This window comes from Vibrio crassostreae, assembly GCF_041439375.1.
In the GTDB taxonomy this organism is placed as follows: Bacteria; Pseudomonadota; Gammaproteobacteria; order Enterobacterales; family Vibrionaceae; genus Vibrio; species Vibrio crassostreae_D.
This window is the reverse complement of sequence record NZ_JBGONY010000053.1, coordinates 22,733-34,357: the sequence shown is the minus strand read 5'-3', so window position 1 is coordinate 34,357 and position 11,625 is coordinate 22,733. Positions and strand designations below refer to the sequence as shown.

Below are 11,625 nucleotides of genomic sequence, written 5' to 3'. Positions count from 1 at the left end.
AGATGATCTGATCGTAGCTTTAAGCATTAGTTCCCTGATTTAGGAAACAAAGCCCCTAACAGTTTAGGAGATGCAGCGCTGATTTTGTGATTTTGAAGAATAATTTAGTTTGATTTTACTATTGTTCACATGCTGCCTAGTTAACAAGTAAATTATGCACTCGTCCTGCGGAAATATTCATGATAGTACAGCTGCTTATCATTTAATAGCACTTATACTTTATGCAGCTTATCTTGTTTCAGACAGAGGTTATGACAGTTAAAAAGAAGATATAAGAATCACAAGCAAAGAACTAAACCAATGATTCTAAGAAGGTGTTATTCAAAGATTGAAAATGTAGATTCTAATTAGTATTCCTACAAATATATATCTTGAGTTGAGAGTAGTTCTACGAGATTGTTACATTTTCGATCGATAGCAACATTATATCAAAATTAAAGTTCACTTTGAAATTACGATATCAATGGCTTATGTGATGATTTAGTTACCAATTTTAAAGATCAGCAGACTTGAACCTTAATGAAAGTTCATCTGTATATGCTAACCCACCTGCGAAAAAACACAGGCGGCATAAATATACTAAAAAAACAATCGCCACAACATATGCGAAAACTGTTCAGTTTAATTCGGGCCGTTTTAGCTTTTCTGAAAAAGAACATTGTTTAGTGTACCAATTTTGTTTCTAGCCTGACACGAATGCGCAAGCTATAGCCAATTACGCCAGTCAACGGGGCGAAAAGATTAGCAATATAACATTGATAGAGGAGTAGAATATGAATTTCTATGGTGATGTTAACTTACCGTATTTGAATGTTACAGAGTCGGTTTTTCACGATGGAATGAAACGTGAAATAAACGTATTTAATTTTGAGAGTACAATTGTAAGTGACAGTGATAAAGTAGTAACTGATGGTATAGCACTTAAATCTAATTTTAAATCAGTGGAGAGATTTTATGAATTAGGTTTTTCAATTGCCTGTTTAGCCAATAATCATATTACTGATTATGATGACTCTGTAAATCTAACAATACAAAAGCTTTCAGAAATAGGCTTTAAAACATTTGGTGCAGCTGATAGCTTAGAACATGCGGAAAATGAATTTAAAATATCGATTGATGGAATAGATCATTATATTATCGCAGCAGGATGGGATGTAATTGGCTGTAAATATGCATCAAAAAAAAGTCCTGGTGTCAATGCATATAACTCTTTAGAGTTAAAGAGGAAAGTGGAAGATATTCGTTCAATAGATAAGAGTGCTATCATATATTGCAGCTTTCACTATAATTATGAGTTTGAGCTATATCCGCAGCCAGCAGATAGATTACTCTTTCATGAGTTAATTGACTTAGGTGTCGATTGTATTATTGGACATCACTCACACTTGATCGGCCCTTATGAGTGTTACAATGGTAAATATATATTTTATAGTCTTGGAAATTTTTATATGCCAGAAATAACTTCAAGAGGATATCACTTAAAGTACCCAGAAATTGCATATAAGGGTATAAGCGTTGAACTAACTAATGCAACACCCAAGATACACCACTATCAAACTGTCAATGATACGATTAAACATATCAAGACAACAACAATAGATGAATCTGATCTAAATGATTTATGTAATTTGGTAGGTAGCGAGAGTTATTTGTGTTGGTTTAAAAAAAACAGGAGAAAGAGTAAGCTTCTACCAATTTTTACTAATTATGATAATTATATCGATACCAAGTTTAAAGCATTCTTAGTTAAGTCTAGGAACTATTTAATTAATCTCGCAGTTAGGTTTAATTTAAAAAAATGAAAGTTCATATTGTAGGAGCCTTACCTGGACCTTTAGGTGGTACAACGATTCTTTTGAAGCAGCTAGTTGATGATATTAAAGATAATTCTGATGTATCTTTGATTATAAGTGATACATCACAAGTACCTAATCTTAAATTTTCCCAAAAGCTTAAATTTCTTTACTTAACTTTAAAGAAAACTCTAGCTTCTGATGTTACTTCTGTCCACGTTAGCTCGAATGGATCTGTAACCATCGCTCCAATTATTCTCACACTATGTTTAATTTTTAATAAGAAATTTAATTTTAGAATGTTTGGTGGCGTTTATGATAAATTTTTCATCAATTCAAATTTCATAGTCAAGAAAATAATATCATTTATTCTAAATAAAAGTGATCTTGTGTACTTTGAAACTAGGCAGCTTGTTAACTATTTTTCTAAGCATTTTCCTAATTCAAATATAAAGCATTATACAAACTCTAGACCATCAACATTATTAAGATCAGGTGTTGTTTCTGATAATAAATTTATTTATTTAGGAGCAATTAAGTATTCAAAAGGTATTAATGTAATTCTAGAGGCTACAAAATATAACCCTTTAATTGATGTTGACTTTTATGGTCCTATCGTTGACAAAGAACTTGAATCTGCCATACAAAACAACAAAAATTGCAGATATAAAGGTGTTTGTCAACCAGATCAAATATTAGAAGTGATTAAAAATTATAAGTGCTTGCTGCTACCAACTGAGCATTTCGGTGAGGGGTATCCAGGAGTTATCATAGAAGCGTATTCTTTAGGAGTACCTGTTATTACAACTTGCTGGCAATGTATTCCGGAAATTGTTGTGTCTGGTCAGACTGGTTTTTTAATTGAGCCTTCAAACCCACAAGCATTAGCATTTATGCTTCAGAAGGTTATTGATATGGAAGACGAAAACTTTATACAGTTAAAGAATAATTGTTTGTCATACTTTACCAAAAACTTTGACTCTAAGTTACTAAGTCGTGTGTTTGTTTCTGATTTAAAATCAGTTAGAGGTGAAGAATGATTAAACTCTCAACGTTAAGACAACTATATAAATCAATACCACATCAGGTATTATCTCCACTTAATTATTTGCCATACTCTGTTTTTTGCGGAAGCATTTACAGAAACAAATTACAAGAATTGAATGATGTAAATTTACAAATCATCGAAGAATATCAGAATGAAAAACTAATTAACTATGTGAATGAATCAATAGCATTTACTAAGTTTTATAAAGATTATGCCAAAAGTAAGGGGTTTTCTAAGATAACTGATATAGAACAAATTAATGATTTCCCGTTGGTTTCTAAAGATCACATAGCCTCAAATCTAGATTGGTTTGTCGATTTCAGATATAAAAATAAATCTTTTATTGTATCAACAGGTGGTACAACCGGACGGCAAACTAAGTTGCTGATGAGTAATGAGGCATATTCAATAGAATGGGCATTTGTCTCTAAATATCTTCAAGATAATGGAGTAGATATAAACTCTCGCCGCTTATGTTTGCGTGGTGCAGATGGCATTGAATCTTCATCTTTATTGGGTTTTAATCATTTATATAAAGAGATGTTAATTTCCCCATTTAGACTTACCGAAGAAAATGTTCTTAGGGCATATAAAGACATATTAAAGTATGGAGCAAAGTGGATACATGGTTACCCGTCATCAGTAAGTGAGTTTGCAAAAGTTTTGAGCAATCTTGACTTAAAGCTACCAAGTATTAATCATATTCTATTAGTTTCTGAAAAGTTATATCCTGAACAGGAGCATACGATAAGAAATGTTTTTAATTGCAAGATTCTAACCTTTTATGGAATGACAGAACGTGTGATTTTTGCTCCAAAAATTGATGAGTCTTTTGTTCCCCACAAGTTATATGGCTATACAGAGAATGTAGATGGTGAGTTGATTGGTACTGGATTCGTCAATAAAGCAACAAGACTAATAAGGTATCGTACAGGTGATAATGCAAGTTCAACTGCAAATGAAAATAATCATGTTGAGACCATTGATGAGATTCTTGGGCGTTGGGGGAAGGAATATCTTGTTGGGGCTAATGATACTAAAATAACAATGACTTCGTTAAATATACATTCTGATGTTTTGGAGAATGTTGTTAAATATCAGTTTTTCCAAACTGAAAAAGGTAAATGTACTTTACTCATTCAACCATCATCGACTTTCTCTGATGGTGAAGAGTTCACGGTATGCTCTGAATTTGTTAAAAAAACAGGGAGTGAACTTCAGATAACCCCTAAAATTACTAACGATATCCCATTAACTTCGAGAGGGAAGCATCGGTTTATTGTTAGTGAGCTTTAAGCTTGGTGTTTGATTATGATGCTATTTATTTTAAGAGTTATAAATACAGTTAGGTTTCTAAAGCTGGTTCAAATCAGTAACCGAATGTCAAGACGATTCACTAAGGTTAAATTTACAAAACCAGAAGTAACCTTAAACGATGTATCAACAACAAGTTGGCAAACATTTTCCGTATTAAATTCATGCTATGAAGGCAATGGTCAGTTTAAGTTTTTGAATGTCGTAGATACGGTTAGCGACTGGAATGACGTAACAAAAGCTAAACTTTGGCTTTATAATTTGCATTACTTCGATGATTTAAATCAATCTGGATGGCAAGACAGAAGTGAAATTCATCATAGTTTGGTTAATACCTGGATAGCACAAAACCCGAAGATGGTAGGAAATGGATGGGAGCCTTATACCATTTCACTTCGCTCGGTAAACTGGATTAAATGGTTTTTATCGGGTAATGAACCAAAAGAAGAATGGCTAGCTAGTTTGTCATTGCAGGTTCAAGCCTTAGAGCAGCAATTAGAATATCACTTATTGGGTAATCACTTATTTGCAAACGCTAAAGCGTTGATGTTTGCTGGTTGTTTTTTTAAGGGTGAGTTAGCAGATGTATGGTTAAAGCGTGGTCTGGCTATTTTAAACGAAGAAATCCCAGAGCAAATTCTTGCTGATGGCGGTAATTTTGAACTAACGCCTATGTATCACAACACAATCCTTGCCGATATGCTTGATTTGTATCAGTTAAGCCTTGTCTACCCATATCATATTTCGAAAGCTACTAGTCAATACTGGCATGAACTCATTGGAAAGATGTTGTCATGGGCTGAAAAAATGCAGCACCCCGATGGCGACGTCTCTTTTTTTAATGACTCTGCTTTAGGTATTGCGCCTAAGCTGGCTAATTTGCAACGCTATGCCGGTGTACTCAATGTTACAACTCCCACCACGAATAAAAATCAAGTTACCTTCTTAAAAGAAAGTGGTTATGTGGTGGTTAAAGATCAAGTTAACAAGCTAATCATTGATGCCGCAAAGGTAGGGCCTGATTACATTCCCGGTCACGCTCATGCCGATACCCTTTCATTTGAATTGAGCATTGATGGACAGCGAGTATTCGTAAACAGTGGCACATCGGTTTATGGCTTAGGTGAAGAAAGGCTAAGGCAACGCAAAACCGAAACTCATAATACGGTAGTTGTTGATGGCATGGATTCATCTGAAGTCTGGAGTGGATTTCGCGTAGCAAGACGTGCATATCCTAGCAAGCCAGTCATCACAGAGAGTAAAGGCGACATTAGTGTTGAATGTTCTCATGATGGTTACATGCGTTTGCCTGGTAAAGTGACGCACACTAGAAAGTGGAAACTAACGGAAGGTGACTTATTTATTGTTGACAACCTAACGGGTACGTATAACCACGCAGAAGCCCATTATCACCTCCATCCTGATGTTAGAGTTGAAGGAGTAAATAACTCTAGTCAAGTTAGACTCCACTTGCCGAACGGCACTAAATACACGATTAACGCTGAGGGTGCTGACATTAAGGTACTTGAGACGACATGGCATCCTGAATTTGGCTTATCGATAGCCAATAAAAAGCTGGTACTAAATTTTAAACAGAATGAAGTGAACTTTGTTCTAAAGCGAGCGTAGCAATGCATATTCTTTTTCTTACTGATAACTTTCCGCCAGAAGGCAATGCGCCAGCAACCAGAACTTATGAACATGCTATCCGTTGGATGAAAGCGGGGCATAAAGTGACGGTGATTACGTGCGCACCAAACTTTCCTGAAGGTAAGGTATTTGATGGGTTTAAAAACCGCTGGTATCAAACTCATGATCTCGATGGCATAAATGTCGTTCGTGTAAAAACGTTCATCACTGCGAATGAAGGTTTTGTAAAACGTATTCTGGATTACATGTCATTCATGGTAACGGGCTTCATCGCAGGGCTGTTTCTGAAAAAACCGGATGCGATCGTAGCGACTTCACCTCAGTTCTTCTGTGCTTGCGCCGGTTGGGCGTTGTCAGCCGTTCGTAGAAAACCGTTTGTGTTTGAGTTACGCGATATATGGCCAGCGTCTATTACAGCGGTTGGTGCTATGAAGGACAGCTTTGTTATTCGTATGTTAGAAAAAATAGAAATGTTTCTTTATAAGCGAGCGGACGCAATTGTGTCAGTGACTCATGCATTCAAAAAGGAGCTCATCGAGCGTGGAGTTGATGGAAGCAAGATTGAAGTCGTTCTTAATGGTGTCGACTTATCTAAATATGAACCACAGGACAAAGATACTGAGCTTGCAAAACAGTATGGGTTAGAAGGTAAGTTTGTCGCAGGTTACATTGGTACTCACGGCATGGCTCATGGGCTCGAGCATATAGTATCTGTGGCGGAGAGATTGCAACATGATGATAATATTCGCATTGTTTTTGCTGGAGGCGGAGCAGCTAGACAAAAAGTCGTTGACCTAGTCCAGCAAAAAGGCCTTAAGAATGTAGTGCTCATTGATCGACAACCAAAAGAGATGATGCCTAAGTTATGGTCTCTTTGCGACGTTTCATTGGTCCCCTTAGTTAATAGCGAGCTCTTTAAAACCGTTATACCCTCTAAAATCTTTGAATGCATGGGTATGGGGATACCAACGATAATGAGCGTGCCAGAGGGAGAAGCCACCGCTATTATTCGAGAGACAAATTCAGGTCTGCTAGTCGAAAGTGAAAGTGTAGATCAAATTACTGCTGCAATCTTAAAACTACATGAAGACCAAGAACTGTACCAGCAAGTACGAACCTGCAGTATTGAAGCTGCCCCTAAGTTTAGCCGAGATATTATGGCGGCGGATATGGTCTCTGTTTTTGAAAAGCATGTTGGCTAAAGAGGGTAATAGTCTCAACTTAATATTGGGTTGAGACATCTTTAGACTTTATCTCTTCAATTTGATTCATAATCTCATAGTCACCTCAACAATCCCCAAGGCTTAAATTAATGTCATTGTTTGAATACTTTGTCGAACTTTCCCTGTTCTTCTTTCTTTCCTTTTCGGTGTTTTACTGTATGCGTAAAGTGGGCTACGCCATTGGCTTAGTCGATAAACCGAATGCTAGAAAACATCATGAGGGTGTGGTTCCTTTGGTGGGCGGTATTTCCCTTTGTATTACCTTGTTGTACTTCTTCTACGTGAGTGCGTCAGAAATCAATAACATAGAGGTCATCGCCACGTGCTTAACGATACTGGTGCTGATCGGTGTGGCAGATGACCGCTTCGATATCAGTTTTAAATTTCGCATGGGTGTGCAAGCTGTCTTGACGCTGATCGTAATGCATTATACCGGGCTAACGCTTTCTTATGTTGGTAATGCGTTTGGGTTTGGTGTTTGGGACTTTCCGGTTGCCATCGATTATGTTGTTACCATATTAGCTGTGATCGGTGCAATTAACGCTTTTAACATGGTTGATGGTATTGACGGGCTATTGGGTGGTTTAAGCATAGTGGTGTTTGCCTCGTTAGGTGTGCTGTTCTATGCCCATGGCCTTGAGTTTTATACCTTCTTTATGGCAGTGATGGTGGTTATCTTACTTCCCTTCGTGCTGTTTAATTTGGGGTATTTTGGCAAACTACGTAAAGTGTTTATGGGCGATGCCGGTAGCATGATGATCGGCTTCCTTGTGATTTGGATTTTAATCCGAGGTACTCAACCTGAACACGGTCATTACATGATTCGACCAGTGACGGCCCTATGGTTAATTGCAGTGCCTTTGATTGATATGATGGCCATTATGATCCGTCGTGTTCGTAAAGGGCATTCTCAGTTCAAACCTGACCGCGAGCATTTTCACCACATTATGCAGCGTATCGGCTTTACCCCTCGTGAGTCGTTAGTGGTGATCTGCTTGGTGCAATTGGTGTACTCAACGCTCGGGTTACTAGGCGAATACTTCCAAGTACCAGAATACATTATGTTCTACATCATTGTGGCGTGTTTCTTATTGCACACTTACGCGATGACGCACTCGTTTAAGATGGCGAAGATAGTAAGAAAGTGGAAGAAGCCCGCTGCAAAATAACTTAATAGCCAGCACCTAATCACTTAAATAACTCGGTGAAACGACGATGATTCGCCTGCTATTTGATCTCGGGTGAATCAGGGCTAGAAAGCACTAGCCCTTGTTATCGCTATCCTATCGGTATCGTTAGTCTTGCCACTGCCAAGGCTGCTGCCTGTACTGATATCGGTTGAGCTGAAACGACACCGGTTTCTTGATGGTTGTGTAGCTGTAACACTGCCTGTTATGCGGCTTATCGATAATGACGGTCTTCTCTCCATAACAAATATCACTGCGTGGATCTTGGCAATGTTCATATAAAGCAAAAGATAACGCTTGGCACCATTGAAGGTGTTTTTCCCACACTATTGACCTATCCAAATGCCCATCTGTTTGTTTAAGTGCGTAATAGTACTTCGCTAAAGTCAGCCCAGGGGACTGAGCGTGTAATCGAACATCGTGAAACATAACCATGCCTGAGGTCATCATACTGTCGGCGTACTTATCGAGTACCGATTGCAACGCTGGATCTTCCATAAAACGCTCATAACATTGCTTGGCTATCGCTTCTAAACGGTGTTGTTCGCTCAATGAACTTAACGCCATTTCTTGTTTGTTGCCGATGAGTGTATAAACCGAAGGCAGTTCAGAGCCTAATGCAAAGGCGCACAGTTGATCATTATCGGTTAGGTTTTGATGGAAGTATTGAGCGCGGTTAAAGGTCAGTATCATCATGCTTCGCCTCCTAACATCATGTCATTGAACGCCAGTCCATCTTGACCAGAAGCGTTCGCCACGTACGGGGCGTAGACCTCAAACAGCAATTTGGTGTCGCTGTGCCCGAGTTTGTGTGAGATATAGATCGGATTTTCATGCGCGGCAATGTGCAGTACCGCAGCCGTATGGCGTGTCTCGTAGGCGCGGCGAGGTTTAAGACCGGCCTTTTTCAATGTGGGGTGCCATATCTTTCGGCTAACGTAATGGGTATCAAGACCACGCCCACTTTTTGAGGCAAACACAAATGAGCTGCACTCATCTCTCTTTTCCCACTGACGTTTTAACGCCGCGAACAAGGTGTCGCACATCTGCAAATCACGACGTGACTTCGGCGTCTTCACATCACAAATCTCTCCATTCACATAATTTTGTCTCACGCGAATCAAGCGATGGTCAAAATCAATGTGCTCCCAATACAGGCCATGCACTTCACAACTTCGCATACCCGTCCAAAATCGCAGTAAAAAATAATCATGCCATTGCTCATCACAGCATTCTAAGAAAGTACGGACTTCATCCATGGTCAGCGGTTTCGAATCCGCTTTTTCCTCTTTCAGGGATTTGTAGCGTCGAAATGGGTAATCAAAGTGATGCTCTTCGGCGGCGAGGCTCAGAATGGCAATCAGCGGCCATAAAATATTATTGACGCGCTTGTTGGTGAGTTGTCGCTCGCCATTGGCCTTACGAGCTTCTTGCAGGGTCTGACGAAAAAATTCCACTTGAGAGAGCGACACTTCAGAGACTAAGGTATTGCCAAAGTGCGGAATGAGGTAGTGCTCAAGGGTGTTTTTTACCACGCCTTTATAACTGGCTTTCCAATTGCCTTTTTGACGCTCATACCACTGATTCGCAAAGTCATTGAAAAAAGGATACAGGTGGTCGGGGTACTTCTCGCGCTGTAAGCGTTCAAACAAGGCCACTTTTTTACTGTGTGGAAAGTAATCACGGTATTGAAAGGTGCCAAGGTCAATCTCGGCGTTCATTTGTTTGAGTGTGGCTTGAGCAAGCCTGACATTTTTTGGGGTGGCCATTTGCTGGGTACCTTCGCGAAAGCGTTGGCCGTACAAATGAAGATCGAACTGAATGCGCCCGTTAGGACGGATGCGAAGATGAGCCATAGCGGCCTCCATTGATATCAGATCTTAAATAGATCTGTCCCTCACCAATGGAATTCGCTAGAATCGAGCCATCGGCTGGGTGTGCTTAAACGTGTCGCAGCCGGTACGGGGTAGGGAGGTTGCCGCCTTCCTATCCCAACTGCATATTGTGTGTGGCGGTGTGACGCAAGGTCATCATCTGCCAACGTATTTCACGGTATCTTCCAAATCCTAAAGCGTGTCTTCACGCCTATTTCTTCCGATAGCCTATAAAACGTTCAATATTGACTCTAGTAGTTTACTGGATCGATGTCCAGTGCTTTTGGTTGTTTTTTCATCAGAAATGACGGTTCATTGGTGCGCCGCTGATGTGCCATCAAACCCAAACATGTCAGCCTGTTCTCCGTCTTCGTCTATTTTCTCTTGACGTTTTTTTGGTCCTGAGTACGGTTTGGTGGCAAATTTCGCTGTGCGGTGGGCTCGGCTAAAAAGCTTGATGTTCAAGAACGGTAAAAGTATGCATAGTTGATAGGTTGTGTATCTATTGACTATACGGTTTGTGGTGATATGCTTGTATACGTGATAGATATACACAGGTAATTATTATGGCTACCAAATCAGCCCCGATCAATATGCGAGTATTTCCTTCCGTCCGTGATGTTATTGATGCAGCGGCAAGCCTACAGAAAGTGGATAGAACCGTATTCATTCAACAAGCCGCTTTGAATGAAGCTCAAAAAGTACTGGCAGATCAGAAAGATTTTAGATTAGAACAAGCGGCATTTGATGCTTTTGAAAAAGCGTTTGATGAACCACCTAAAATTCTTGAGGGTGTTCAAGATTTATTCCAAAGGAAGTCGCCTTGGGATTGATTAAACCTCGCTTACTTACAGGCAGTGATCACATCAATTCCTTTTGTTGTGGTGTTGAATCTCTCGATCTGTGGCTTAAGAAACAAGCGCTAAAAAGTCAAAACCGTGGTAGTGCGAAAACTTATGTCGTCATTGATTCAGAAAGAAACGTGGTAGTGGGTTACTACGCTATCGCAATGGGGTCGGTATCAAGAGATATCGCTTTTAGTGCTTTAAAACGCAATAGCCCCGATCCAATACCAATGGTTGTATTGGCGAGACTTGCCGTTGATTTGAAATATCAAGGTAAACATATCGCTGTTGGTTTGCTCAAAGATTGTATTTTGCGCTCTATGGCAGCAATGGAAGTGGTCGGCGGGGCAAGTATATTAGTTCATGCTTTAGACGATGAAGCTCAGTCCTTCTATACAAAATTTGGCTTTAAAGAATCTAGTATAGATAGGTTGGTGCTGATGGCAAGAATCAGCGATTTAACCCAGTCACTCCAGGCCCCCTGAGTATAAACGTGAAAGCCGAGTAGCGCTATCGAGGACAGCGTTGGGGCGCTCTCTAGCGCCCCGGAAAAGGCTTGCTGGTTTATTGAACAGTAAAACGCTCATCCAAATCCCAATTGCAGTAAATAATGCCCACAAATAGCGGGTAAAACACTTGATAACTTCGTTAGCATGTTGATTGTAGAATCATTACTTATCGACGCCCCCGA

General features: G+C 39.5%; 10 protein-coding genes. 8 read left to right on the top strand and 2 right to left on the bottom strand.

Annotated features, from left to right (window positions below):
• Nucleotides 1–773: 773 nt before the first annotated feature.
• The 6 genes from ACED45_RS18745 to wecA all read left to right on the top strand — a co-directional run bounded on the left by ACED45_RS18745 (nt 774) and on the right by wecA (nt 8,197).
• Nucleotides 774–1,802 (top strand): CapA family protein, encoded by a 1,029-nt coding sequence (locus ACED45_RS18745; RefSeq protein WP_371714723.1) that lies wholly within the window; start codon nt 774–776, stop codon nt 1,800–1,802.
• Entirely contained in the window at nt 1,799–2,833 is a 1,035-nt protein-coding gene (locus ACED45_RS18740; protein ID WP_371714722.1) for a glycosyltransferase, read from the top strand. The genes ACED45_RS18745 and ACED45_RS18740 overlap by 4 nt, the downstream gene beginning before the upstream one ends.
• The gene (locus ACED45_RS18735; protein ID WP_371714721.1) at nt 2,830–4,137 is read left to right on the top strand and encodes a hypothetical protein; all 1,308 of its coding nucleotides are present in this window, start codon (nt 2,830–2,832) and stop codon (nt 4,135–4,137) included. Before ACED45_RS18740 ends, ACED45_RS18735 begins: the two co-directional genes overlap by 4 nt.
• An 18-nt stretch (nt 4,138–4,155) precedes the next feature.
• Nucleotides 4,156–5,784, top strand: coding sequence for a heparinase II/III family protein (locus ACED45_RS18730; protein ID WP_371714724.1), 1,629 nt, complete (start codon nt 4,156–4,158; stop codon nt 5,782–5,784).
• A gap of 2 nt (nt 5,785–5,786) precedes the next feature.
• The gene (locus ACED45_RS18725) at nt 5,787–7,007 is read left to right on the top strand and encodes a glycosyltransferase family 4 protein (protein WP_371714720.1); all 1,221 of its coding nucleotides are present in this window, start codon (nt 5,787–5,789) and stop codon (nt 7,005–7,007) included.
• A gap of 110 nt (nt 7,008–7,117) precedes the next feature.
• Nucleotides 7,118–8,197, top strand: coding sequence for a UDP-N-acetylglucosamine--undecaprenyl-phosphate N-acetylglucosaminephosphotransferase (gene wecA / locus ACED45_RS18720; protein WP_371714719.1), 1,080 nt, complete (start codon nt 7,118–7,120; stop codon nt 8,195–8,197).
• Nucleotides 8,198–8,323: 126 nt separating this feature from the next.
• Here wecA and ACED45_RS18715 read toward each other — a convergent pair whose 3' ends face one another.
• Nucleotides 8,324–8,911, bottom strand: a complete 588-nt coding sequence (locus ACED45_RS18715; protein ID WP_371714718.1) for a hypothetical protein — start codon at nt 8,909–8,911, stop codon at nt 8,324–8,326.
• Nucleotides 8,908–10,071 carry a tyrosine-type recombinase/integrase gene (locus tag ACED45_RS18710; protein ID WP_371714717.1) on the bottom strand — a complete coding sequence of 388 codons (1,164 nt, stop codon included), beginning with the start codon at nt 10,069–10,071 and terminating at the stop codon, nt 8,908–8,910. Before ACED45_RS18710 ends, ACED45_RS18715 begins: the two co-directional genes overlap by 4 nt.
• Nucleotides 10,072–10,655: 584 nt before the next feature.
• Between ACED45_RS18710 and ACED45_RS18705 the strand changes: the two genes are divergently transcribed.
• The gene (locus tag ACED45_RS18705; RefSeq protein ID WP_017067984.1) at nt 10,656–10,922 is read left to right on the top strand and encodes a type II toxin-antitoxin system TacA family antitoxin; all 267 of its coding nucleotides are present in this window, start codon (nt 10,656–10,658) and stop codon (nt 10,920–10,922) included.
• Nucleotides 10,913–11,419: a GNAT family N-acetyltransferase gene (locus ACED45_RS18700; protein WP_371714716.1), complete on the top strand. Its 507-nt coding sequence runs from the start codon at nt 10,913–10,915 to the stop codon at nt 11,417–11,419. Before ACED45_RS18705 ends, ACED45_RS18700 begins: the two co-directional genes overlap by 10 nt.
• Nucleotides 11,420–11,625 lie beyond the last annotated feature (206 nt).

Excerpts from the sequence above, each read along its gene's own strand:
- ACED45_RS18705 (WP_017067984.1), top strand. The coding sequence starts at position 10,656 with ATGGCTACCAAATCAGCCCCGATCAATATGCGAGTATTTCCTTCCGTC.
- ACED45_RS18725 (WP_371714720.1), top strand. The coding sequence starts at position 5,787 with ATGCATATTCTTTTTCTTACTGATAACTTTCCGCCAGAAGGCAATGCG.
- ACED45_RS18730 (WP_371714724.1), top strand. The coding sequence starts at position 4,156 with ATGCTATTTATTTTAAGAGTTATAAATACAGTTAGGTTTCTAAAGCTG.
- wecA (WP_371714719.1), top strand. The coding sequence starts at position 7,118 with ATGTCATTGTTTGAATACTTTGTCGAACTTTCCCTGTTCTTCTTTCTT.
- ACED45_RS18745 (WP_371714723.1), top strand. The coding sequence starts at position 774 with ATGAATTTCTATGGTGATGTTAACTTACCGTATTTGAATGTTACAGAG.
- ACED45_RS18740 (WP_371714722.1), top strand. The coding sequence starts at position 1,799 with ATGAAAGTTCATATTGTAGGAGCCTTACCTGGACCTTTAGGTGGTACA.
- ACED45_RS18735 (WP_371714721.1), top strand. The coding sequence starts at position 2,830 with ATGATTAAACTCTCAACGTTAAGACAACTATATAAATCAATACCACAT.
- ACED45_RS18715 (WP_371714718.1), bottom strand. The coding sequence starts at position 8,911 with ATGATGATACTGACCTTTAACCGCGCTCAATACTTCCATCAAAACCTA.
- ACED45_RS18710 (WP_371714717.1), bottom strand. The coding sequence starts at position 10,071 with ATGGCTCATCTTCGCATCCGTCCTAACGGGCGCATTCAGTTCGATCTT.